The sequence below is a fragment of the Novosphingobium sp. BL-S-32 genome (assembly GCF_056857055.1).
In genome coordinates, this window is the sequence record NZ_CM166476.1 from 2,454,662 (window position 1) to 2,478,160 (window position 23,499).

The following is a 23,499-nucleotide window of genomic DNA, read 5'->3' on the forward strand; positions in this document are numbered from 1 at the left end:
TCCACGCCTCAAGTGCGCGGAGGCGACGAGGATTTTCGTTAATTTGATTAGAGTTGAGGGCCGAAAACCCTCACTCCTCGCCGGTCGGTTCCGGATCCGGCGTGGGGCTCGCCTCCTCGCCCGGAGCTGCCAGCGGGCTCTGCTGGGTGACGGCTTGGCCCGCCGAGTCCTGCAGGCGGCGCGGTTCCAGCATGGCGGTGGTTTCCAGCAGGTCGAGCGCGTCCTGCACGTCCTGATAGCGGCGCGCGTCGGCGATCCAGGTATCGGCGGCCTGCGCATTGGGCAGGCGCTGGACTTCGCTGATGGCGTTGGGAATGCGCCGCGCGGTCAGCATCAGCCGCGCCCGATCCACCCGCGCGGTGGGCGAAAGCAGGGTCGAGGAATCGCGGTGCACGGTGAACAGGTTGGCCAGTTCGTTGCGCGCCTTCTGCCACAGGCTTTCGTCAGTCTGCTTCTCGCTCAGCTCGGGCGAGAGCGCTTCGAGACGGGCGGACAGTTCGTCGAGCGTGACCGGGTTCTTCGCGAACTCGATCACCGTATCCACTGCGCGCGGCTGCGCATTGGTGAAGCGCAGGCGCAGTTGGTCGGCCACGTAGCTGAGCGGTTCGCCGCGATCGATCATGCGGCGCGCGGCGAAGGCGATCAGCAGGCCCTCGGCCCGTGCGGCGTTGCCGGAGGCGGCGTTGGTCTCGAAATCGACCCGCGAAAGCCGGTCCTCGACAAGCGCGAGGCGGCCTTCGACCGAACTGATTGCGGCCAGATCCTGCGCCGAGGGGGCATGGCCCACGACCGGGGCAGGCGCCGCTGCGACAGGCGCGGGCGTATCGTCCTGATGGGCCTCATGCCCGGGGAGCAGACGGTCGAAATAGCCCTCCTGCGCGCCCCACAGCGCCAGCGCTCCGCCCAGTACGAAGGCGAGCAGCGCGACAAACAGCGCTCCGGCCCGCGAACGCGGCCGATCGGGCATCAGGGTAGGGGGCGAGGTCAGGTCCTGCATCACGCTCGTTTCTGTAAGATCACGATCCCGGCGTAAAGCCTTGGCACAAGTCTCGGGCCAAGGCCAGCAGCGCCGCGTCGTCGGGGTTGGGGGCAGTGGCCAGTGCGGCCCAGCCGGTTCCGGCCGCTGCGGCAATGCGCGGGGCCAGCGCGGCAAGGCGGATTTTCGCGCGGCCGATTCCGGCTCCGGCCAGGGCCTGCGCGAAATGCGCCGCCGCCTGTCCGGAATGGAGCAATATCACGGCCGGGCCCCGCAATATCGCGGACAGGGCGGTGGGAAGCGGCAGCGCCTCGCTCGCATAGACATCGCGCGTGGTGATCGAGAGGCGCGGCGGTACGTCGAGTTTCACCCGGTCGCGCCCGGCAAGGCGCAGCAGGCGGCGATGGGCGGGATCGATGCGGTCCAGCATCTCCTGCAATCCGCCGCTTCCGGTCAGGACCACCTCCAGCCCGGCTTCGCGCGCGGCTTCGGCAGTGCGCTCGCCAACGGCATAAGCGGGCAATCCGCGATAAAGATCTAGCGCCGCGCCGCCATGACGCAGGGCATTGGCGCTGCCCAGCAGCACAGCGTCGACAGTCTCGGGCGCCGGCGGCTGCCAGTCGAGCGGGCGTACCGCGAAGAGCGGGAAGGACTGGGCCTCCAGCCCCATCGCGCGGGCGGCCTCGCAAGTGGCCTGCGCACCGGGCTCGGGCCGGATGAGGATGAGGGGTAGCACGGTCTCGGTCAGGTGGCGGCTTCTGTGCCGGTGAAATGCACGGCAATGGCCGGGACCGCACGCGCCAGCAGATCGGCGGCGAGCCCGGCAGGTCCACGGGGGTCGCCGGGAGCGAAGCGGGCCTGGCCTTCCACTTTCTCGGCCCCGTCGGGGCTGTAGAGCGCGGCGCGTATCGCCAGCATGTCGCCCTCGCTGCGGGTGAGTACGGCGATCGGGCTGTGGCAATTGCCGCCGAGCCCGGCCAGCAGCGCGCGTTCTGCCTCAACCGCCGCGCGGCTGGGAGCGTGGTCTACGCCTGCGAGCAAGGCGCGCGTGCGGGCATCGTCAGCGCGGCATTCGATCATGATCGCGGCCTGTGCGGGGGCCGGCAGCCAGTCGTTCTCGTCGAGCGGATGGCCCGTGCCCGTCTCGCCCAGTCGCCTTAGCCCGGCAGCGGCCAGGAATGTGGCATCGACTTCGCCCGCCGCCAGTTTGGCCAGCCGCGTGGCGACATTGCCGCGAAACGTCACGACCTTGCAGTCGGGCCGGGCATGGAGAAGCTGCGCGGCGCGGCGCGGGGCACTGGTGCCCACGACGGCGCCTTGCGGCAGTGCGCGAATCGATTCGGCGCCAATCAGCACATCGCGCACATCCTCACGCGGGAGGATCGCGCCAATGGTGAAGATGTCGGGGCGAATGGTCTCGACATCCTTGGCCGAATGGACCGCGAAGTCGATTTCACCGGCCGCCAGCCACGCATCCAGCTCCTTGGTCCAGAGCGCCTTTCCACCGATTTCGGCAAGCGCGCGGTCCTGGATGCGATCGCCGCTGGCGGTCACGGCCACGATCTCTATATGCGCAACATCGATACCATGCGCGGCGGCAAGCCGATCGCGCGCTTCTTCGGCCTGCGCCAACGCCAGTGGCGAACGGCGGGTGCCGAGGCGGAAGTGGTGTTCATGCGTTTTGGTGAGCGTCGTCATCGGCGGGTTGTGCTACCCGCCAATGGCGGCCAGTGGAAGGGCCGTTCAGGGTAATACGAATATGAGCACGATTTTGGGCATCGAAAGCTCGTGCGACGAGACTGCGGCCGCGCTGGTTACCAGCGACCGGACCATTCTTGCGCAGCGCATCGCCTCGCAGGACGAGGCGCACCGGCCTTATGGCGGTGTCGTGCCCGAAATCGCCGCGCGCGCGCATGCCGAGCGGCTAGCTCCGCTGATCGAGGCGACCCTGGCCGATGCCGGAATGTCGCTGGACGATGTCGATGCCATTGCCGCCACGGCCGGTCCCGGTTTGATCGGCGGGGTGATGGTTGGCCTCGTTACCGCCAAGGCGCTGGCCATGGCGACGGGCAAGCCGCTGATCGCCGTCAATCATCTGGAAGGCCACGCGCTCTCGCCGCGTCTTGCCGATGCCGCGCTCGAATATCCGTATATGCTGCTGCTGGTTTCCGGTGGGCATTGTCAGATCCTGCTGGTGGAAGGCGTGGGCAAGTTCCGCCGCCTTGCCACCACGATCGACGACGCTCTGGGCGAGGCTTTCGACAAGTCGGCCAAGCTGCTCGGCCTCGGCTATCCCGGCGGGCCCGCAATGGAGCGGCTGGCGCGCGAGGGCAATCCGCGCGGGGTGCCGCTGCCACGCCCGCTGGTCGGATCGTCGGAACCGCACTTCTCCTTTGCCGGACTCAAGAGCGCAGTCATGCGGGCCAAGCAGTCCGGCCTCTATACCGATGCCGATATCGCCGCTGCCTTCCAGCAGGCGGCGATTGACTGCCTGATCGACCGCACGCGCCGCGCGTTGGCAAGCGTTGGCCCGGTCAATGCACTGGTGGTCGCGGGCGGGGTTGCCGCCAACAAGGCGATCCGCGCCTCGCTGGAAGCGCTCGCCACCGAGCACCGCCTCGATTTCGTGGCCCCGCCGCTGGCGCTCTGCACGGACAATGCGGCGATGATCGCATGGGCCGGGGTCGAGCGTTTCGCGCTGGGCCAATCCGACCCGCTCGACGTCGCCGCACGGCCGCGCTGGCCGCTCGATCCCGGCGCCGGCGCCGTGCGCGGCGCGGGGGTGAAGGCATGAGCGGGTCCGGGGCACCTGCCATCGGCGTGATCGGCGCGGGAGCCTGGGGCACCGCGCTGGCGCAGGCCGCCGCCGGGGATGGCAGCGAGGTCCTGCTCTGGGCGCGCGAGCCGGAGCTTGCCGCGCGTATCAACGAGACGCGCGGCAACGATATCTACCTTCCAAATGCCGTGCTGGCGCCGACGATCCGCGCGACTTCCGATCTGGCCGAACTGGCGGCCTTGCCGGTGCTGCTGGCCGTCGTTCCCGCGCAGTTTCTGGGGGGGGTGCTGGCGCAGCTTCCCGCGCTGGGCTTCACGGGCGGTACGCGCGATCTGGTGCTCTGCGCCAAGGGGATCGAGGCGGGGACCGGGCGGCTCATGGCCGATGTGGCGGCTGAGGCCGTGCCCGGTGCCGAGATCGCGGTGCTTTCCGGCCCCACGTTCGCGCACGAGGTCGCCGCCGGGCTGCCCACCGCCGTCACGCTCGCCTGCTCGGGCGGCGCGGCGCAGTGGCAGCGGCTTTCGCCCCTGCTCGCGCGGCCGGCACTGAGGCCTTACTACTCCGACGACGTCATAGGGGCTGAGATTGGCGGCGCGATCAAGAACGTGCTGGCGATTGCCTGCGGTGTGGTGGACGGGCTCAAGCTCGGCCAGAACGCCCGCGCGGCCCTGATCGCGCGTGGCTATGCGGAAATGCTGCGGTTCGGTCTGGCGCGTGGAAGCCGCCCGGAAACGCTTTCGGGCCTCTGCGGCCTTGGAGACCTTGTGCTGACCTGTTCCTCGACGTCCAGTCGCAACTTTTCGCTCGGCCTCGCGCTGGGGCAGGGCCAGACCGCCGAGCAGGCGCTGTCCGGCAAGAGCACCGTAGCCGAAGGCGCGGCAACCGCGCCGGTGCTGGTCGATATCGCCCGCCGCGACGGTATCGAGATGCCGATCGCCGAAGCCGTCAGCCGCCTGCTTGCAGGCTTGGCCCCCGCCGCCGAAGTGGTCAGCGGCATCCTCGCCCGTCCCCTGCGCGCCGAGCAGGAGCCGGTTCTTTGACCGACGGCATTACGGCCCGCGACGAGAACGTGCGGGAAGAACGGGAGCGCGACGATATCGCGGCGCTGGCCAAGGGCGGGCGTACCAATCTGTTCGGCTTCTTCCTGCGCCTGGCCGCGCGGATCCCGTTCCTGTTCATTGCCGGTCGCGCCTCGGTCTATGGTCCGGCGGCGCTGGGCCGCTTCGCCTCGGCGCTGGTGGTGATCGAGTTGACCTCGATGATCTGCACGATGGGCGAAAAGCGCGGGCTCGCGCTGCGCCTGTCGAACACCGAGGGCGAGGTCCGGCAGGCCAACGTGATTGCCGACGGCACGATTCTGGCGGTGATCGCGAGTGTCTGCGCGGCGCTGTTCTTCTGGTTCGTGCCCGCGCCGATGTTCCCGGGCGGGCACTATACCCAGATCGACCGGCTGATGGTGATCGCCATCCCACCGCTGACGCTCACCGAGATCTGGCTGGCTGCGCTGGCCTATCGCCTGCGGGTGACGCCCACTGTGTGGGCGCGCGCGATTGTCGAGCCTTGGACGATCTCGATTCTGGCGGGGGCGATGATCTGGATCGCGCCGGACAGCGGGCTTTCGATCGCTTATATCGGCTCGATCTTCGCTTCCGCGATCACCGCTTTCATACCCTTCATCCGCGAATATGGCGTGCCGCGTCAGTGGCGCCCGCGCCCGCACGAGATGCGCAAGCTGGCGATCCGCTCGCTGCCGATCGCGCTGGCCGATACCATCGAATGGGGCACGCGCCGCGTTGACCTGTTCCTGCTCGGCTTCCTGGCGCCGCCTTCGGCAGTCGGTGTCTATTACGCCGCGCAGCAGGTGGCGAGCCTACCGCAGAAGCTCAAGACCAGCTTCGAGCCCGTGCTGGGCCCGGTCATCACCCGCAACCTGAAGGAAAAGGACTATGCCGCGATTGCCCGGCAAGTCTGTCAGGTGGGCTTCTGGATCACTGCCGCACAGGCGGGCATCGCGCTGGCGCTCGGCCTTCCCGGCGAAGGCGTGATGGGCCTAGTCGGCCGCGAGTTCGTGGGCGGCACCGGCGCACTGGCATTCCTTCTGGCGGCCGAAGTGGTAGCGGCCACCGCCGTCGTCAGCGAGGCGGCGCTGATCTATGTCGCGCGCTTGCGCAATCTTGTCGTCTCGGTTCTGACCATCGGCTTTCAGGCGGGCATGACGTTCGGAGGCATCCTGCTCTTGCAGCACTGGGGCTACAATTCGCTCTATCAGGCTGCCTGCGCTGCGGCGGCACTGATGGTTTCGCTGGGCTTCGCCTCGATCATCAAGTCGCACATGCTGGCGAAGTTCCTTGGCCAGTCGATCAACAACTGGCGCTGGGCGCTGGTCTGGGCAGCCGTCCCGGCGGTGGTGATCGGCTACCTTGCCACCCGGTTCCTGCCCGAGTGGGCCGAGCTGGCTTTCGGCATTCCCGCGATTCTGGGCTCCTATTTCCTGGTGATCTGGAAGAAGGCGTTCGGTCCCGAAGACCGCAAATTGTTCCACAAGACCAAGCCTGCGTCTGTTTGAAAAATACGCGAAACGCGCATTTTTGTCGCGGCACCAGCACCAGTTCGTCTAGGTTAAACGCATGAACCCCCGCCGCGCCTCCATCGTCGCCGCTGGCGCCGCGCTCAGCCTTGCCTTGTCTTTCGTCTCGACGCGCGTTGTGGGGCCGGACTTCGTGAGCGGTCTTGAACGCAGCGCCATGCAAGTGCGTGACGAAGCGGGCGGGCAGGCCGTCACGCTCGCCTTTCGCGACCGCTACGGCTGGCTGACGCGCCATCCGATCCTCTCGGGCGGGCAGGGGCTGGACGATGCCACGCGCACGCGCGTCGCCGCCGCCGTTTCCGATGTGCCGGGCATTGGCGGGATCAGCTGGGCAGGGCAGGACACCGCCGTTGCCAAGCTACGCTGTCAGGACGACGTCGAGGGCATTCTCGCCACCCGTTCGATCCGCTTTACCGAGGCGAGCGCCCAGATTGACCCGGCCAGCGTGCGGTTGCTCGACGAAGTGGCGCAGGCGCTGCGGCCCTGCGTTGGCAGTATCATCGCGGTGACCGGTCATACCGATGCGGGCGGCATTCCCGAGGCCAATGTGGCGCTGTCCCGCGCGCGGGCGGAAGCGGTGCGCTGGGCATTGATCGGGCGCGGTATTCCGGCAGACGGACTGCGCGCCACCGGCGTCGGCGCCAAACAGCCGATCGAGGGGCTGGATCCACACGATCCGGCCAATCGCCGCATCGAATTCTCCGTAATCGCCTCGGCTCCCGTCAAGCCGACGCCGATCGACACGCCCGGACCCGGTTGATGTCGCGTTGCGCGCAGGAGGCAATTATGGCGGGAAATGCTATGAAAGGAGCCGCCCATGCCGCTATGGCTTGAAATGGCCGTTTCGGTGCTGCTGACCTACCTTGCTGGGTTCGGCATCGGCTGGCTCCTGTGGAACCGGAAGGGATAGTTTCGTGCTGCAAATGATAGAGGCCAACTCGCTGGTCTTCATCGCCGCCCTGTTGATCGGCATCGTCGTCGCCTTCTGGCTCTTTGCCAGAGCCTCGAAACCGGCGCCGCGCGACCGGCGGCCCGATGTGCTGGACGAAGGCGCTGCCCCCGCGCAGCGCAACCAGGCCCTGATCGACGACGCCCCGCCCGCCGCGCGCTTCACCGCGCCCGTCCATATCGATCCGCCCGCGATGGCGGGGACGATGGCCGGGATCGGCGAGGTCATCGCCGTCGCCGCGCAGGAGGAAGTCGATAACGTGGTGCCGCCGCAGACCATCGCCGCCGAGCCGGCGGAACCGGTCCCGGCCCCCGTGGTGACACCGGCAGCGGAACCGGCGCCCGCGCCCGCTTCGGCGCCTACTGGTGGAGCCGACGATCTGCGCAAGATCAAGGGGCTTGGCCCCAAGATGCAGACCTTGCTGACGACGCTGGGGATCACCCGCTTCGAGCAGATCGCTGGTTGGACCGATGCCGACCTCGATGATCTCGATGGCAAGCTGGGCGCTTTCGCGGGCCGTCCGCGCCGGGACAACTGGGTCGAACAGGCCAAGATGCTCGCGAGCGGCGATACCGGCGCTTACGAGGCAAAGTTCGGCAAGCTCTGAGGGCGACAACCTCAGGCACGTAAAAAGGGGCCGCGGATCTCTCCGCGGCCCCTTTTTTATTCCGTCAGGCGCTGGCTATCACGCCCCGGCACGGTAGCTTTCCATGATGTCGCGGCGCAGCGCGGCGCCGCTGTCGGTGCGCGAGTAGAACATGTGCCCGCCCGGGTACATGTGCAGGTGCACGCGGTCGGCGCGGCCGAACTCGGGCATCTGCGAGACGATAAGGCGCGATCCGAAGTAGGGGCACGAAAGGTCGTCCCAGCCGTGAACGATGTCCACGGTCATCTTCGGGTCGATCGAGATTGCCTGACGCAGATCCTTCACCGGGTTGTCGCTGTTGTCGCGGTCCCAGGCCTCGTTCACTTCATTGGACAGCGCGTTGTAGCGCGCGTCGACCTTCCAGCCGACCTGACGCGTCACGAAGTCGACCATGGCCGAAGTGGTGGGCGCGATAAGCGTGGTCAGCAGCGGATCGCCGTACTGCGCGCGGGCGCTGGCCGGGAACGGGTCATAGGCGGTGAAGTTCGAATCGTAGACCGAACCGACCAGTCCCTGATCGCGGCGGATTTCGCGCAGATATGTGCCGATGTCGACGCGGCCGTCCATGCGGCGGACGAGCGCGGGATCGAGGCCGGTGATCTCGGCAACCTTGGCTGACAGGCGGTCGGTCGCTGCCTTGTCCTTCGGGCCGGCGAGGAAGTCGGCCACGAACTCGGTCTTCAGATACTGCTCGATCGGCGCCATGGTCTCGGCGCTGAGCTTGCCTTCGCGCTCAAGGTGACCGGCCGCCATCGCGGGCAGGTTGATCATCCACGGCAGCGGGGAAAGCGCATCATCCTCGCCGATGGCCGGCGGGTCGAGGTAGGGCGAAACCATGGTCATGCCATTGATGCCCACGCCCATCTGCGTCTGCAGGTAGTAGGCAAGGCGCGGCACGCGGTAACCGCCATAGCTTTCGCCGGCCAGGTACTTGCGGCTGGTGAGGCGGCCGTTCGTGTTCAGCCAGTCATAGACGATGCGGCTGAGGTACTTGATGTCGTTCTCGGACGTGTAGAACGCCTTCTTCGTCGCCTCAGCATCGACGCGGCTGCGGGAGAACCCGGTCCCGATCGGGTCGATGAAGACGAGGTCGGTGAAGTCCAGCCACGAATTCGCGTTGTCGCGCAGCACTGCCGAATCGGACGGGGCATCGCCCTGCGCGCCGAACTGCACGCGCTTGGGGCCGATCGCACCGAGGTTCAGATAGACCGAAGCCGCGCCGGGGCCGCCGTTGAAGGCGAACGTCACCGGGCGCGTGGCGGGGGCGCCGGGTACGGTATAGGCGGTGTAGACCACCTCGCCGATGGTCTTGCCTTTCTCGTCCTTGACGGGAAGCGATCCGACGGTGGCGACGTAATTGACGGTCTTGCCGCCGATCACGGCCGACTGCTTGATCGACTTGGCTTCGGGGAAGGGGGCGAGCTGGCTGTCGTCCTTCTTCTCATCCTTGGCTTCGGGGGCAGGCTTGTCGGCCGCGTAAGTGGCGGCAGGGCCTGCGGCCAAGGCGAGCGAAAGCGCCAGGCAGGCGAGGGAAACGGTGCGCATCGGGAAGTACGACCCCTTGATTGAGTGCGCCCGCTTCCGGGGCGCCGATGGGGGCGATGCTTAGAACGGGCAAATAGTATACGGCAAGTGAGTCCTTGCCGAAAATGCGACACGGGCGGTGGGTTTCGTTGGCGGTGAGGTTCCTCCGCCCATCCCTCTCATTCTGAGCTTGTCGAAGGACGGCCGCGTTGCGCCACGCCACAAGGGGCTTCGACAGGCTCAGACTGAGCGGGACTGGGAAAACGGCGGGAGGATGTGGCTTCGGCTGGCCGGTGAGGTTTTCCTACCCGCTCCCGCTCATCCTGAGCTTGTCGAAGGATGGCAACCTCGCGCTACGCCCGCAGAGGCCTTCGACAAGTTCATCCTGAGCGGGATCGGTGGAACGACGACCCCCAACCGATCAGGGCAGCATTGATCCCATATCGATGAAGCGCTGATGCCAGGACAACGCCTCGCCCGGCAGCGAGGGTGACTGAAGCCCGTAAGACCCCTTCAGTGCGCGGGCGTAATAATCCTCCAGCAACAGACGATAGTCCGGATGCGCGCAGTTGCTGATGATGACCTTGGCACGCTCCCTGGGGCTGAGCCCGCGCAGATCCGCAAGGCCCTGCTCGGTGACGATCACCTGCACGTCCTGGTTGATGTGATCGACATGGCTCGCCTGCGGCACGATGGCCGAGATCTTGCCGCCCTTGGCGGTAGAAGGCGTCATGAAGATCGAGATGAAGGCATTGCGCGCGAAGTCGCCCGATCCGCCGATGCCGTTCTGGATGCGCGAGCCCATCACGTGGGTGGAGTTCACCGCGCCGTAGATATCGGCCTCGATCAATCCGTTCATGGCGATGCAGCCCAGGCGGCGGATCAGCTCGGGATGGTTGGAGATTTCCTGCGGACGCAGGATCATCTTGTCGCGGTACCGGCCCATGTCAGCATTGACGCGCGCCGCCGCCTCGGGGCTGAGCGAGAAGGCCGTGGCCGAAGCCATGCGCAGCTTGCCCGAGTCCAGCAGGTCCAGCATGCCGTCCTGGATTACCTCGGTGTAGGAAGTGAGGTTCTCGAACGGCGCGTCGACAAGGCCGGTCAGCACGGCATTGGCGATATTGCCCACGCCGGACTGGATCGGCAGCAGTTCGCGGGGCAGGCGGCCCATCTTCACTTCGTGGCGAAGGAATTCGAGAATGTGGCCGGCGATGGCGCGGGCCTTGTCATCCGGCGGGCTGAACGGTGCATTGCGGTCCGGCCGGTCGGTTTCGACTACGGCCACGACCTTGGCGGGGTCAACCTTCAGGTAGGGAGAGCCGATGCGGTCGTCCGCCTTGACCAGCGGGATCGGCACGCGGTTGGGGGGCAGGGCGGTGCCGTAATAGATGTCGTGCATGCCCTCCAGCGCCTCGTTCTGCCACGCGTTCACTTCAAGGATCACCTTGGAGGCGCGGTCGAGCCAGGTCTTGTTGTTACCCACGGAGGAGGAGGGGATCAGGCTGCCGTCGGCGCGGATGCCCGAAATTTCGATCACCGCCGTGTCCAGCGGGCCGAGGAAGCCCTGCCAGGCCATCGGTGCCACCTGGCTCAGGTGCATGTCGAAGTAGTTCATCTCGCCCTTGTTGATGCGTTCGCGGGCGATGGGGTCGGAGTTGTAGGGCAGGCGGAATTCGATGCCGTCCGCCTTGGCCAGCGCGCCGTCGAGTTCGGGGCCGGTCGAGGCGCCCGTCCACATGCGGACCTTGAAGGCGTGCCCGGCGGCATGTTCGGCTTCGATCCGGGCGGCCAACGCCAGCGGCACCGCCTTGGGGTAGCCCGATCCGGTGAAGCCGCTCATTCCCACGGTGGTGCCACTCTCGATGAGGCGGGCGGCCTCCTCGGCGGGCATGATCCGTGAACGCATTTCGGGACATTCGATCCGCATGGCTACCTCTCGCTTGTGACTTGGGACCTATGACTTGGGCATTTGACTTTCCCGGGCGGAGCCAGTCGCGCCTGCGTGCGCGCAGGTACAGTGCAAAGTCTACCGATGCGATTGCGGCCAGCGCATGACAAGTAACATGGAGGGGGCAACTGCTTCTAGCGCGGACCCATTTCCATGACGGCGCGCGCAAGTGCGACAAGTTCGGCCTCACGATTGACGCCGCACTTCTGGAAGATCGTGCGCAACTGGGCGATCACGGTCTGAACACTGACGCCGCGCAGATTCGCTGCCTCCTGCCGCGAATGGCCATGGGCAAGCAGTGCCACCACTTCGCCTTCGGCCGCGGTCAGGCCCAGCGCGGTTCCGATCGTGCGTCCCTGCGCCTGCGCGGGGCCGAGCGGCGCGCGCAAAGTGACGATCACCCTTGGCGCGAAGCCGAAGCTCCAGTCGTGCCGGGGCAGGGTGCGGACATCGATGAGCAGGAGGTCGGTGTCCGAGCGGAGCCACAGGTCGGCTGGCCCATCGGCCGCCCCGGCAAGCGCGGCGGCGATGCGCTTCTGGAGCAGCCGGTCTACATCGAGGCGCGACGCATGCAGCGTGCCGGCGCGGACCTGCAAGGTGCCGGGGCCGAGCAATGCCCGCGCCGTTTCGGTCGCGTCACACACCCGGCCCAGCGAATCGAGCAGGATGGCCGGGCTCTGGAACGCCTCCAGCGAGCCGCGCAGCAGATCGATGCCCTGATGCTCGATGGCATCCTGCATGCGGATCGCGGCAAGCACGTGGGGAGCGACGGCCTGCAATACCGCGCGCTGCGCCTCGGTGGTCAGGCCCTCGCGATGTCCGTGCAGCACCGCAAGGCCGAAGAACACACCGGGCCGCTGGCTGAGCACGATCTGCGCGCCGAACTCGGCGTCATACTTTCGGACGTGGTCCAGATAGGCTTCGTTTGTCCCATTTTGGCGCACTTCTTGATAATGCGCCTCCCAGGTCAGCTCCATCGGCGCGCGCGTGGCGGCCACGCGATAGTTTACGTCGCGCCGCAATCCGCCCGCAGCGATGAACTCTTCCTCGTAATCGGGAGGGCAGTCGGTTGCCCAGTTGAAGGACCGGAAGCGATGGCCCAAGGCGAGCAGCTGGGCATGGGAAGAGCCCGTAATGTCGCGCAAAGCCTTGAGTGCAGTATCCCACCCTCCCTGTTCGAAGGGTGCCCGCGCGAAGAGGTCTGCCACCTCTTTGCCATCGCTGAGGGATTCCCTGTTCCCGTGCACATGACCTTCATGGCGGCTGGACGTGTACTTAACAAGTACTGTTAATGAGCACTCGTGCTCAGAGTCTTTACCATGGGCGTGGTATGCCTGCAGGCGGCGTTACGTCCAGAACGGATCTGCGACCCGAGGGATCGGCGAAATGCCATCCTGAGACTATGCCCGGGCCCTGTTCCTACAGGGTCCGGGCGTCTTGTATCGGCCATCGGGAATGGGCGCGGGCGGATCACGGAAGCTGGTTAACGCTTTCTCAGTGGCCCCACTTTTTCTTCTGCACTTTGCCATACCGCGTCTTGCGCGTGCCGGGCTTGCCCTCGTTGCTGCGGCCGACGATGGGTGCTTTCTTGTGGTCGTCCGGGATGCCGAGTTCGCTGGCTTCGAGGCGGCGAATCTCGTCGCGCAGGCGGCCGGCTTCCTCGAATTCGAGATCGGCGGCGGCGTTGCGCATCTTCTTTTCGAGGTCCTCGATATAGGCCCGCAAGTTGTGGCCGACGAGGTTGTTCTCACCCTCGGCATCGATGTCGATCAGCACGCCGTCGCGGCTGGCGGTGTCCGCCACGATATCGGCGATGCGGCGCTTGATCGTCTGCGGGGTGATGCCGTGTTCGGTGTTGTATTCTTCCTGCTTGGCGCGGCGGCGGTCGGTTTCGGCGATGGCGCGTTCCATGCTGCCGGTCATGCGGTCGGCATAGAGGATCACGCGGCCATCCACGTTGCGCGCGGCGCGGCCGATGGTCTGGATCAGGGAGGTTTCGCTGCGCAGGAAGCCTTCCTTGTCGGCATCGAGGATGCAGACCAGCCCGCACTCGGGAATGTCGAGGCCCTCGCGTAGCAGGTTGATGCCTACCAGCACGTCGTACACGCCCATGCGAAGATCGCGGATCAGTTCGATGCGTTCCAGCGTCTCCACGTCGCTGTGCATGTAGCGGACGCGCACGCCGGCCTCGTGCATGAATTCGGTAAGGTCCTCAGCCATGCGCTTGGTGAGCGTAGTGACGAGCGTGCGATAGCCGCGCTCGGCGGTGGTTTTGCACTCGACGATGCAGTCCTGCACCTGATCTTCGACCGGGCGGATCTCCACCGGCGGATCGATCAGGCCGGTGGGGCGGATCACCTGTTCGGCAAAGACGCCGCCCGATTCGTCCATTTCCCAGTGACCGGGTGTCGCGGACACAGCGATGGTCTGCGGGCGCATCGCATCCCATTCGTTGAAGCGCAGAGGCCGATTGTCGATGCAGCTCGGCAGGCGGAAGCCATATTCGGCCAGCGTGATCTTGCGGCGGTGGTCGCCTTTCGACATGGCGCCGATCTGCGGCACCGTCTGGTGGCTTTCGTCCACGAACAGCAGCGCATTGTCCGGCAGGTATTCGAACAAAGTCGGCGGCGGCTCTCCCGGCAGGCGGCCGGTGAGGAAGCGCGAATAGTTCTCGATTCCCGCGCAACTTCCGGTGGCGGAAATCATCTCCAGGTCGAAATTGGTGCGCTGTTCCAGCCGCTGGGCTTCGAGCAGGCGGCCTTCGGCTTCCAGTTCCTTGAGGCGCTCGGTCAATTCGAAACGGATCGCCTCGCTCGCCTGCTTCATCGTCGGCCCCGGCGTCACGTAGTGCGAGTTCGCGTAGACCCGCACCTTTTCGAGCGCGGAGCCCTTCTTGCCGGTGAGCGGATCGAACTCGGCAATCTCCTCGATCTCGTCCCCGAAGAACGAGATGCGCCAGGCGGTGTCCTCAAGGTGGCTGGGAAACAGTTCCAGATTGTCCCCGCGCACGCGGAAGGTGCCGCGCGTGAAGGCGGCATCGTTGCGCTTGTACTGGAGGGCGACCAGCTTGCGGATGATCTCGCGCTGGTCCTGCGTATCGCCGACCTTGAGATCGAAGATCATCGCCGAATAGGTCTCGACCGAGCCGATGCCGTAGAGGCACGAGACCGAGGCGACGATGATCACGTCGTCCCGCTCCAGCAGCGCCCGCGTCGCCGAATGGCGCATGCGGTCGATCGCCTCGTTCACCGAGCTTTCCTTCTCGATGTAGGTGTCCGACCGGGCGACGTAGGCCTCGGGCTGGTAATAGTCGTAATAGGAGACGAAGTATTCGACTGCGTTTTCGGGGAAGAAGTCCTTCATCTCGGCATAGAGCTGCGCGGCGAGGATCTTGTTTGGCGCCAGGATCAGCGCCGGGCGCTGCAGTTCCTCGATCACCTTGGCCATCGTGAACGTCTTGCCCGAGCCCGTTACGCCCAGCAGCACTTGCGTCTTCTCGCCCTCTCCCGCCGTGGCGACGAGGTCGGCGATGGCCGTCGGCTGGTCTCCGTTCGGTTCGTATTCCGAAACGACCTTGAACGGCCTGCTCGGCATCGACTTGTCGGGACGCTGCGGTTTGTGAGGGACGAAAGTGCCCGAGGTGTCCGGTTCCTCAAGGCCCCGGCGGATGATCAGCTCTGCCATGCGAGAACATATGGGGTATGTCGCCGGGCCTCGCAATGAGTCATTGGCAGGGCGCGGCGGCCGGTGATACCCCTCAAGCCTTGGGACGACGCGAAGGGATAACGGTTACATGGCGCGGATGGCGACAGTTTCGATGGCGTTCCTGGGGCTGGTTCTGGTAGGGACGACGACTGGTTGCGGCTCGAAGACTGACGATTCGAAGGAGCAAGCCTCCCGGCAACCGACCCCCGGCGCAAAGTCCATGGAAGATGTGAAGCAGGAAGCGGCACAGCTCCAGCGGCCGACACCGGGCCAGTACAAGCAGACGGTCCAGGTCACCCGCATGGACGTGCCCGGCCTGCCCAGCGAGGCGGCCGAGCAGATGAAGGCGATGATGGCCAAGACCAAGGTCAGCACGTTCTGCCTGACCGCCGCCGAAGCCGAAAAAGGTTACCGCGACATGTTCGAGGGGATCGGCAAGGGCAAGGAGTGCACCTATTCGCGCTTCGAGGTTGATGGCGGCAAGCTCGATGCCCAAATGGACTGCAAGTCCGGCGATCACGGGCGAGCCGTCATGAAGCTGGCCGGAACCGTCACCGCGGAAGGTTCGGACGTGACGGTCGTCATGGACATGTCCGGCGGTCCGGGGCCAAACGGGCAAATGAATATGGCGATGCACACCACCACCCAGCGCATCGGTGACTGTAAATAGCGGTGGCTGTGAGTAACGAAGGAAAGAAGTGAACGGTTCGGCCCCGCGACAGATCGGCATGATGCGCAGCGCTATCGCGCGCCGCGCCGCCTTGGCGCGTGAGCCGCATCCCGAAGGCGTCCGCAGGCCATCGCTTCGGCTGTTCCTTGCCGAACTCGCTTCGCTGCGCCGGGGCGGGTGGAAGGCGCCCACCGTGGAAAAGGCGCTGCATCCGCAGCCGGTGATGCTGCTGCCGGGCTTCGGCGCCCATCCCAACCGGATGAAGCCGATGGCCGAGGCGCTCGCCGAGGCGGGGCACGAGGTCTACGACTGGGGGCTGGGGCTCAATCTTGGGCCCAATCCGCAGAACTTCACATTCCTGATGCGCCGCGTGGGCGCACTCGCCCGGCAGCATCGCCGGCCGGTCGCACTGGTCGGCTGGAGTCTGGGCGGACTGTTCTCGCGAGAGATCGCGCGGCGGGAGCCCGATTGTGTGTCGAAAGTCATCACCATGGGCACGCCCTTCTCGGGCGACCCGCGCGCCAACAATGCCTGGCGCGCCTATCAGGTGGTGACCGGCCATTCGGTCAATGCGCCGCCGATCGACTGCGATTTCACGGTCAAACCCACGGTGCCGACGATCGCGCTGTGGAGCCCGCGCGACGGCGTGATCCACCCGCGCTCGGCCTGCGGCTGGCCCGGAGAGCGCGACCGGGCGGTGGCGATCCGCTGCTCGCACCTTGGCTTTTCCAGCGATCCGCGCGTGATCGCGGAAGTGCTGCGCCAGCTCGACGTCGAGGAATAAGCGGGCTGTCTCAGGCCATGACGTCATCGCGGGGCCGGGACACGGGTGGCCGCGATGCCAGCGAGCATCCCGCACTGGCAGAGATCATCATCGCGACGGCCAGCCACTGTAGCCCCGTCAGCCGTTCATCCAGCACCAGATAGCCGATGATCGCACCCAATGCAGGGGCCATGCTGCTCAGCAGGCCGACGATCCGGCTGGGAAGCTGCCCCATCGCCCGCATTTCCAGCACGTAAGGCAGCGCGCTCGACAGTACCGCGACCACCCCACCCAGCGCCAGCGCGTGCAGCGGCAGGCTCGCCGGGGCAGAGGCAAGGCCGAAGGGCACGGTAACGAAGCAGGCGACTATCATGCCGATCGAGACCGCCGTGGAGCCGCCGACCTCGGACGCCCGCCGCCCGCAGAGGATGTAGAGAGCCCAGCAGGTCGCCGCCCCGAGCGCGAAGAGGATGCCGATGGGATCGAGCGCTTGGGCGTTCCCCTCCCACGGGATCAGCAGTGCCATGCCGCTGAGTGCCAGGGCCAACCACAGGAAGTCCTTCACCGAGCGCGAGGTCGCCAGAACCAGACTTAATGGCCCGCAGATCTCGATGGCGACGGCAATGCCGATGGGAATGCGCCGGATCGCCCAGTAGATCATCAGGTTCATGCCGCCGAGCACCAGCCCGTAGAGCAGCAGCCACCGTAACTGCCGCCCGGTCATCCGAGCGCGCCAAGGGCGGGCGACGGCCAGCAGGATCGCTGCCGAGATCGTCGTGCGCAGGGCCGCCACGCCCTCCGGACCGGCAAGCGGGAACAGACTCTTCGCGAAGGCTGCGCCGAGATTGATCGATGCCTGCGCGACGATGATGGAGAGGCCGGCGAGAAGGGCGGAACGGTCGGTTTTAGGGCGCGACTTCATTATGGCGCGATGCCTGCGGAGAGCGCAAAGGGCAAGGGCGGGATGGCGGTTACTCTCGGCCGAACGGGAGGCAGTGCGCGTGATGCCGGGGGAAGGGTGGTAAGCAACCGCTAACACCGTACCTCCGTCATCCTGAAACAACTTCAGGATGACGGAGGTACGGTGTTGGCAAGCGGATTTTTCCTATCCATCTCGCAATGACCTACGTTTAGGCCGAGAGTGCACAGTCCGGACGCTCAAAGCGTTCGAGATAGCGGAAGAATGTACTCCCGGGTGAGTGGAGCCAGCTGCATCACCGCCGCCTCCGCATGACCCACCCAAACCGCCTCTTCGATTTCCGATTGCGTTTCGGGGGTGTGCCGGGTGCGGATATGGAAAACCTCAGCCTCGACGATATGGCCCGCTTCATTGGCTGCCGGTGCCGAAAAACTGCCGAGGTGGCGAATTTCCTCGTCGATCACCGACAGGCCGATCTCCTCGCGCAACTCGCGCCGAAGCGCGGATAGCGCGCTCTCGCCATCCTCTATTTTGCCTCCGGCTTGCATGAACCACGCTGTGCCGGTCTTGCGAACCAGCAGAAGTCTGCCGTCCTCATCGTCGATCAAAGCTGCCGCAATGCGGATGGTGTGATGTGCGCCTTGCTCCATTCAACTGTCGTAGCAGGCAGGGAAACCGGTTCAACGGGCCTAATTCGTCGGCGGACGCCGGCGCTAGCTGAGCGCTTCGGCCACATGGACCCGCCCTACCTCCACCGCTCCGGCAAGGTCCGCGATCGTGCGTGCTACCCGCAGGATGCGTGAATAGCTGCGAGCGGACAAGTGCGTGGCCTCGGCCGCCTGCATCAGAAGCTTGCGGCCTGCCTCGTCGGGCGTGGCGTCGGCTTCGAGCAAGTCGCCGTCGATTTCGGCATTGGTGCGCCTGCCGGCGCCCTCAAGGCGCACGCCCTGCACCTGCCGCGCGCGGGCGACGCGGACGGCGAACTTCGGCGCTACCTTCCTTGGGTGGTGGCAGGTCGGGGGGGCGAGAGATTGATGGTGATGCGCTTGGATGGCAGCGCAAGACCCATTGCGGTCAGTGCCGCGCTGACGGGCTGCCTGCTTTCGCCCACTGCCTTGTCCGGCAGGCCGACCAGCGCGAACCCTGGCATTCCGGTGCCATCTGACATCGAACTTCGACCGGGCGCGCCTTTAACCCCAGGTAGGCGACGGTCGAAACAGGTGCGACCACGAAGGGCCCTTAGCTTTTGAGAGTACCGGCTCTCAGGATTAATGACGGGTGAATTGAGTACTTGTCGGGAGTGACATCGCTGACAGGCGCTGCCGATATGCAAAGCGCTACTCAGGCCAATCCTTACATCGCTTTAACCGCAAGTCTCACGGCTTGGGTAATGACTTGCGCCGCAGTCTCATCGCATGCGTATTTCCGCCGCTGCCTTGTCTGTTCCGCTGCTGGCCCTGCTGCCGCTGGCTCCCGTATCTGCGTATTCGCAGGAGGTGGGGCAGGCCATAGCCTATGAGACGGTGATCTTCGAAGAACCCGGCTATGTGCAGGAGCCGGTGGGCGGCATCGCGGTCGAATCTGTCCCTGCCGGTGGTGAGCGACTGGTCGATAGCGGCTGGCAGCAGGCGTCGCCTGCTCCGATTCCCAAGGGCATTGCCGCTTACGGTCCGTTCCGGGTCGTCGATGCGCACCATGCCGCGCTTGTGGGCGTGACCGATTCGCGCAGTCCCGAACGGTTCGCGGCGATGCTGCGCGACTGGCCGGTGATTGCCGAGCTTGAGATGATCGAGTGCCCGGGCACCGAGGACGATCTGGCCAATTTGCGGCTCGGGCGGATGATTCGCGCTCGTGGGATTGCCACGCATGTGCCGGATGGCGGCTCGGTGCGCTCGGGCGCGGTCGAACTGTTTCTGGCCGGGGCCCATCGCTATGCCGATCCCGGCGCGGAATTTGCGGTCCATTCGTGGATCGACGATTCGGGCCGCGAGGCTGGCGACTATGCGGCGGATTCGCCGGAAAACCGGCGCTATCTGGACTATTATCGCCAGATGGGCATGGATGCCGGGGAAGCCCGTGCGTTCTATGCGATGACCAATTCGGTGCCGTTCGAATCGGCGCTATGGTTCGGATCCGCCGAAATGGGGCGGTGGGTGCCGCTCGATCGCGAGGTTGCGGGACCGGGGGCATGAATCGCCTTGTTCGTTCGCGAATCCTTGACTCGCCGCCAGCGCTCCAGTAACGGCGCCGTCTGTTCTGTGGTCATCCTGTGTGGACGGCCCTTTTTATTCGAATTTTCGAGGACCGTCATGAAGCGCACTTTCCAGCCCAGCCGCCTTGTCCGCGCCCGCCGTCATGGCTTCCGCGCCCGCACGGCGACTGTCGGTGGCCGCAAGGTGCTTCGTGCGCGCCGCGCTCGCGGCCGCAAGAAGCTGTCGGCCTAAGACCACTTCCGGCCTCACGGCTGGATGCGGCACCGGCCCGTGCCGCCATCCGATTCGTCGCATGCCCCGTGCGGAGCGAGGAATCGGGTGGCGGCACGGGCCGCCGCTGTTTGTGCCCGGCCTGATCGCCGTCGGTGCATTTGCAGTCCGTCGCTCCGCTCCCTATCTGCCGGGCTGACATGACTGCTGCCTACGCCATAATGACCCGCCGGGCGGACTTCGTTGCCGCTAATGCGGGGCTGCGCGTGGCGCGGCCGGGATTCGTGCTGCTGGCCAAGCCCAACGACGGGCAGGGACAGCGCGCCGGGATCACGGTTACCAAGAAGATCGGCAATGCCGTCGTGCGCAACCGCATGAAGCGTCGCTTCCGGGCGCTGCTGCGCGAGTTGCTGCCCGAGCATGGCCTTGCCGACACCGACCATGTCCTGATCGGCCGCGAGAACGGCGTGGAGCGCGATTTCGCGCTCCTGCGCGACGAACTGATGGTGGCATTGGGGCGTGCACAGGCGGGCAAGGGCGATCCGCCCAGAAATGCACGCGGCAAGAACCGGGGCGGCAAGCGTTCCGGCAAGCCGGACAAATCTGGCCCGAATAAGACGCCGCAACCGGATAAATCTGCCCCGTGAACAAGGCGTTCTCCTTGCTCGCCCGGGTTCCCGGATTGTTGCTGATCGGCATCGCCCGGGCTTGGCAGATCGGCCCTTCGCGGGTCCTGCCGCCGTCCTGCCGCTACTCGCCGTCCTGCTCGCAGTATGCGATTGTAGCGGTCCGCAAGCACGGTGCGATTAAGGGTGGCTGGCTGGCGTTCAAGCGTCTATTGCGCTGCCAGCCTTGGGGTGGGCACGGCTACGACCCGGTGCCGGACTGAGATGAATAGAGGCAGCGCCTGCCGCTGCCACTGACGGGATTACGACAGGAAAGCCTTGGTGGAAAAGCAGCGCAACATTATTCTGGCGGTCGTCCTGACCGCGCTCGTGCTCTTCGGCTGGGAAGCCGGCGTCCGTTACTTCTATCCGAACGCCAACAAGCCCCCGGTCCAGACCGAGCAGCAGGCGGCACCGCCCGCTCCCGCCAGCGGCATCAAGCCGACCCGTGAGGGCGGCCTGCTCGACCCGACCGACGTCGCGCTGGAACGGCAGGACCTGAAGTCCGCGCTGACCACGGGCGGCCGCGTGCCGATCCAGGCGCCGGGCGTTTCGGGCTCGATCAACCTCAACGGTGCACTGCTCGATGACCTCGTGCTCAATCGCCACCGCGAAACGGTGCAGAAGGATTCGGGCCCGGTCCGCATGTTCTCGCCCTCGGGCACGCCGGCGCAGCACTACGCGCAGTTCGGCTGGCTGGGGCAGGGCGTTCCCGCGCCGAGCGCCGCCACTGTCTGGACCGCGCCTGCCGGTGCCAAGCTGACGCCGACCACGCCGGTCACGCTCACCTGGGACAACGGCCAGGGCCAGGTCTTCGCGCTGACCTTCAAGGTCGACGACAATTACATGATCACCGCCGACCAGCAGGTGATGAACAAGGGCGCCTCGGCTGTCACCGTGCAGCCCTTCGCCTTCGTCAACCGCACCAACCGCACTGCCGCCCAGTATGCCTGGACGCTGCGCACCGGCGGTATCGGCGCGTTCGACGGCTCGGTCGAATTCGGCCCCAAGTACGACGACCTGCTGAAGGCGGGCCCGCAGAGCCCGACCGGCAATGTCGACTGGATCGGCTTCACCGACGTCTACTGGATGTCGGCCGTGATCCCCGTGGGTGCCAAGGCGACCGGCTCGTTCCGCTCGCTCGGCAACCAGATCTTCCGCGCTGATGCCGTCTTCGAGCAGAGCGTGATCCAGCCCGGCCAGACCCTGACGCGCGAAACCAAGCTGTTCGCCGGCGCCAAGGAGCACGCCGTGCTCAACGCCTATGAGCAGCAGGGCGTCACCAACTTCGGCCTCGCGATCGACTGGGGCTGGTTCCGCTGGTTCGAAAAGCCGATCTTCTGGCTTCTGGTGAAGCTCTTCGCGATCACCGGCAACTTCGGCGTCGCCATCATCCTGTTGACCGCCATCGTGCGCGGCATCATGTTCCCGGTTGCCCAGCGCGGCTTCGCCTCGATGGCCGCGATGCGTGCGATCCAGCCGAAGATGAAGGCGCTGCAAGAGCGCTACAAGGACGACAAGGAAAAGCAGCAGCTTGAGATCATGAAGCTGTACAAGGAGGAGAAGGTAAACCCGCTTGCCGGCTGCCTCCCCATGTTCCTGCAGGTTCCGGTGTTCTTCGCGCTCTACAAGGTGCTCAACCTCGCGATCGAGATGCGCCACCAGCCCTTCGTGCTGTGGATCAAGGACCTTTCGGCGCCCGATCCGCTCCACATCGTCAACCTGTTCGGCCTGCTGCCGTTCACGCCCCCGGCCTTCCTTGGCATCGGCATTCTGGCACTGCTGCTGGGCGTCACCATGTACCTGCAGTTCAAGCTGAACCCGCAGCAGATGGACCCCGCGCAGCAGCAGGTCTTCGCCCTGATGCCCTGGTTCATGATGTTCATCATGGCGCCGTTCGCTTCGGGTCTGCTGGTTTACTGGATCACGTCCAACCTGCTCGCGATCGGCCAGCAGAAGCTGCTCTACGTGATGCATCCGCAGCTCAAGGCGCAGCAGGAGAAGGAAGCCCAGGACAAGGCGCGTGCTCTCGAGCGCGAGAAGAAGGCCTGATTTGATGACGGGTGAAACCGAAAATGAAGACATCGTCGAGCAGGCGCGCAAGCTCTTTTCAGGACCGGTGACGTTCCTGAAGAGCGCGCCCGCGCTCAAGTTCCTGCCCGACCCGGACGTGCCCGAGATCGCGTTCTGCGGCCGCTCGAACGTCGGCAAGTCCTCGCTGCTGAACGCGCTGACTGGCCGCAAGGCGATTGCGCGCACTTCGGTGACGCCGGGCCGCACGCAGGAACTGAACTTCTTCGATGTGGGCGAGCCGCTCCAGTTCCGGCTGGTCGATATGCCGGGCTACGGCTTCGCCAAGGCCCCGCCCTCGGTGGTCGAGACCTGGCGCCGCCTGATCCGCGATTACCTGCGCGGCCGCGTGGAGCTGAAGCGCACGCTGCTGCTGGTCGATTCGCGCCACGGCGTGAAGGCGGTCGATGCCGACATGATGAAGATGCTGGACGAGGCCGCTGTCGGCTACCGCATCGTCCTCACCAAGGCGGACAAGATCAAGGCGACCGAGTTGGACAAAGTCTATGCCGAGACCGTGGCCGAAGCGCGCAAGCACCCCGCGGCCTATCCCGAGGTGCATATTACCTCGTCCGAAAAGGGCCTCGGCATTGCCGAGCTGCGCGGGGCGGTTTTGTCCGATTCGCTGATCTGAACTGATCGGGCCGGGCCTTGTGCCCGGCCTTTTTGTTTGGCCCTTCGAGTCCGGCCTAGTCGGGACTTTTCCAATCAAGACCTTACCGTCGTCCCCGCGAAGGCGGGGACCCCGCTTGTTCTTGGCGAGCGGGGCAAAAGGAAGCGGGGCCCCCGCCTGCGCGGGGGCCCCGCGGTGTTTTGGATGATGGCGTGGTTTCACGTGAGCTTCGCGGGTATCAAGGTGCCTTAGGGACGAGGCGCTC

At 65.9% G+C, this 23,499-nt stretch carries 23 protein-coding genes and 1 pseudogene; 13 read left to right on the forward strand and 11 right to left on the reverse strand.

Going from position 1 to position 23,499, the window contains the following annotated elements; genetic code table 11:
- Window positions 1-70: 70 nt before the first annotated feature.
- Genes AC1VVK_RS11420 through hemC form a run of 3 tightly spaced genes read right to left on the reverse strand, consistent with a single transcriptional unit; the run spans window position 71 to window position 2,674 of the window.
- Window positions 71-997, reverse strand: a complete 927-nt coding sequence (locus tag AC1VVK_RS11420) for a hypothetical protein (protein ID WP_482903074.1) — start codon at window positions 995-997, stop codon at window positions 71-73.
- 19 nt (window positions 998-1,016) lie between these two features.
- Window positions 1,017-1,712: a uroporphyrinogen-III synthase gene (locus tag AC1VVK_RS11425; protein WP_482903075.1), complete on the reverse strand. Its 696-nt coding sequence runs from the start codon at window positions 1,710-1,712 to the stop codon at window positions 1,017-1,019.
- Window positions 1,713-1,720: 8 nt separating this feature from the next.
- The gene (gene hemC, locus AC1VVK_RS11430) at window positions 1,721-2,674 is read right to left on the reverse strand and encodes a hydroxymethylbilane synthase (RefSeq protein WP_482903076.1); all 954 of its coding nucleotides are present in this window, start codon (window positions 2,672-2,674) and stop codon (window positions 1,721-1,723) included.
- A gap of 61 nt (window positions 2,675-2,735) precedes the next feature.
- Between hemC and tsaD the strand changes: the two genes are divergently transcribed.
- From tsaD to AC1VVK_RS11455, 5 genes are all read left to right on the forward strand, one after another.
- Entirely contained in the window at window positions 2,736-3,770 is a 1,035-nt protein-coding gene (tsaD, locus tag AC1VVK_RS11435; protein ID WP_482903077.1) for a tRNA (adenosine(37)-N6)-threonylcarbamoyltransferase complex transferase subunit TsaD, read from the forward strand.
- The gene (locus AC1VVK_RS11440; RefSeq protein WP_482903078.1) at window positions 3,767-4,792 is read left to right on the forward strand and encodes an NAD(P)H-dependent glycerol-3-phosphate dehydrogenase; all 1,026 of its coding nucleotides are present in this window, start codon (window positions 3,767-3,769) and stop codon (window positions 4,790-4,792) included. Before tsaD ends, AC1VVK_RS11440 begins: the two co-directional genes overlap by 4 nt.
- Window positions 4,789-6,318, forward strand: a complete 1,530-nt coding sequence (locus tag AC1VVK_RS11445) for a lipopolysaccharide biosynthesis protein (protein WP_482903079.1) — start codon at window positions 4,789-4,791, stop codon at window positions 6,316-6,318. Before AC1VVK_RS11440 ends, AC1VVK_RS11445 begins: the two co-directional genes overlap by 4 nt.
- 61 nt (window positions 6,319-6,379) lie before the next feature.
- Window positions 6,380-7,099, forward strand: a complete 720-nt coding sequence (locus AC1VVK_RS11450) for an OmpA family protein (protein WP_482903080.1) — start codon at window positions 6,380-6,382, stop codon at window positions 7,097-7,099.
- Window positions 7,100-7,262: 163 nt separating this feature from the next.
- On the forward strand, window positions 7,263-7,895 hold the full coding sequence (locus tag AC1VVK_RS11455) for a hypothetical protein (protein WP_482905153.1): 633 nt from the start codon (window positions 7,263-7,265) through the stop codon (window positions 7,893-7,895).
- A 78-nt stretch (window positions 7,896-7,973) separates the two neighbouring features.
- On the opposite strand, the gene AC1VVK_RS11460 is transcribed toward AC1VVK_RS11455, so the two are convergent.
- From AC1VVK_RS11460 to uvrB, 4 genes are all read right to left on the reverse strand, one after another.
- Entirely contained in the window at window positions 7,974-9,479 is a 1,506-nt protein-coding gene (locus AC1VVK_RS11460; RefSeq protein ID WP_482903081.1) for a S10 family peptidase, read from the reverse strand.
- 400 nt (window positions 9,480-9,879) lie between these two features.
- A complete protein-coding gene (locus AC1VVK_RS11465; protein ID WP_482903082.1) occupies window positions 9,880-11,385 on the reverse strand; it encodes an acetyl-CoA hydrolase/transferase family protein in 1,506 nt (501 codons plus the stop codon).
- A gap of 155 nt (window positions 11,386-11,540) precedes the next feature.
- Window positions 11,541-12,614 carry a helix-turn-helix transcriptional regulator gene (locus AC1VVK_RS11470; protein WP_482903083.1) on the reverse strand — a complete coding sequence of 358 codons (1,074 nt, stop codon included), beginning with the start codon at window positions 12,612-12,614 and terminating at the stop codon, window positions 11,541-11,543.
- Between the two features lie 286 nt (window positions 12,615-12,900).
- Window positions 12,901-15,090: an excinuclease ABC subunit UvrB gene (uvrB, locus tag AC1VVK_RS11475; RefSeq protein ID WP_482903084.1), complete on the reverse strand. Its 2,190-nt coding sequence runs from the start codon at window positions 15,088-15,090 to the stop codon at window positions 12,901-12,903.
- A gap of 109 nt (window positions 15,091-15,199) precedes the next feature.
- Between uvrB and AC1VVK_RS11480 the strand changes: the two genes are divergently transcribed.
- Both AC1VVK_RS11480 and AC1VVK_RS11485 read left to right on the forward strand, forming a co-directional pair.
- The gene (locus tag AC1VVK_RS11480; RefSeq protein WP_482903085.1) at window positions 15,200-15,781 is read left to right on the forward strand and encodes a DUF3617 domain-containing protein; all 582 of its coding nucleotides are present in this window, start codon (window positions 15,200-15,202) and stop codon (window positions 15,779-15,781) included.
- 58 nt (window positions 15,782-15,839) lie between these two features.
- Complete coding sequence (locus tag AC1VVK_RS11485; RefSeq protein WP_132388611.1) at window positions 15,840-16,565, forward strand: alpha/beta fold hydrolase; 726 nt, start codon at window positions 15,840-15,842, stop codon at window positions 16,563-16,565.
- Between the two features lie 10 nt (window positions 16,566-16,575).
- On the opposite strand, the gene AC1VVK_RS11490 is transcribed toward AC1VVK_RS11485, so the two are convergent.
- The 4 genes and pseudogenes from AC1VVK_RS11490 to AC1VVK_RS11505 all read right to left on the reverse strand — a co-directional run bounded on the left by AC1VVK_RS11490 (window position 16,576) and on the right by AC1VVK_RS11505 (window position 18,631).
- Complete coding sequence (locus AC1VVK_RS11490; protein WP_482903086.1) at window positions 16,576-17,466, reverse strand: EamA family transporter; 891 nt, start codon at window positions 17,464-17,466, stop codon at window positions 16,576-16,578.
- A gap of 236 nt (window positions 17,467-17,702) precedes the next feature.
- The gene (locus AC1VVK_RS11495) at window positions 17,703-18,113 is read right to left on the reverse strand and encodes an NUDIX hydrolase (protein WP_482903087.1); all 411 of its coding nucleotides are present in this window, start codon (window positions 18,111-18,113) and stop codon (window positions 17,703-17,705) included.
- Window positions 18,114-18,176: 63 nt separating this feature from the next.
- A pseudogene (locus tag AC1VVK_RS11500) lies at window positions 18,177-18,477 on the reverse strand (magnesium chelatase subunit ChlI family protein); the annotation flags it as partial.
- Window positions 18,455-18,631 (reverse strand): magnesium chelatase domain-containing protein, encoded by a 177-nt coding sequence (locus AC1VVK_RS11505; RefSeq protein ID WP_482903088.1) that lies wholly within the window; start codon window positions 18,629-18,631, stop codon window positions 18,455-18,457. The gene AC1VVK_RS11505 and the pseudogene AC1VVK_RS11500, both read right to left, overlap by 23 nt.
- Before the next feature lie 247 nt (window positions 18,632-18,878).
- Between AC1VVK_RS11505 and AC1VVK_RS11510 the strand changes: the two genes are divergently transcribed.
- The 6 genes from AC1VVK_RS11510 to yihA all read left to right on the forward strand — a co-directional run bounded on the left by AC1VVK_RS11510 (window position 18,879) and on the right by yihA (window position 23,255).
- Window positions 18,879-19,655, forward strand: coding sequence for an alpha/beta hydrolase (locus AC1VVK_RS11510; protein ID WP_482903089.1), 777 nt, complete (start codon window positions 18,879-18,881; stop codon window positions 19,653-19,655).
- A 117-nt stretch (window positions 19,656-19,772) separates the two neighbouring features.
- Window positions 19,773-19,907 (forward strand): 50S ribosomal protein L34, encoded by a 135-nt coding sequence (rpmH, locus tag AC1VVK_RS11515; protein WP_039388288.1) that lies wholly within the window; start codon window positions 19,773-19,775, stop codon window positions 19,905-19,907.
- A 179-nt stretch (window positions 19,908-20,086) separates the two neighbouring features.
- The gene (gene rnpA / locus AC1VVK_RS11520) at window positions 20,087-20,533 is read left to right on the forward strand and encodes a ribonuclease P protein component (protein WP_482903090.1); all 447 of its coding nucleotides are present in this window, start codon (window positions 20,087-20,089) and stop codon (window positions 20,531-20,533) included.
- Window positions 20,530-20,775, forward strand: a complete 246-nt coding sequence (gene yidD, locus AC1VVK_RS11525; protein ID WP_482903091.1) for a membrane protein insertion efficiency factor YidD — start codon at window positions 20,530-20,532, stop codon at window positions 20,773-20,775. The genes rnpA and yidD overlap by 4 nt, the downstream gene beginning before the upstream one ends.
- A gap of 58 nt (window positions 20,776-20,833) precedes the next feature.
- Complete coding sequence (gene yidC / locus AC1VVK_RS11530; RefSeq protein ID WP_482903092.1) at window positions 20,834-22,603, forward strand: membrane protein insertase YidC; 1,770 nt, start codon at window positions 20,834-20,836, stop codon at window positions 22,601-22,603.
- 4 nt (window positions 22,604-22,607) lie between these two features.
- On the forward strand, window positions 22,608-23,255 hold the full coding sequence (gene yihA, locus AC1VVK_RS11535; RefSeq protein WP_132388302.1) for a ribosome biogenesis GTP-binding protein YihA/YsxC: 648 nt from the start codon (window positions 22,608-22,610) through the stop codon (window positions 23,253-23,255).
- The last annotated feature ends 244 nt before the right edge of the window (window positions 23,256-23,499 follow it).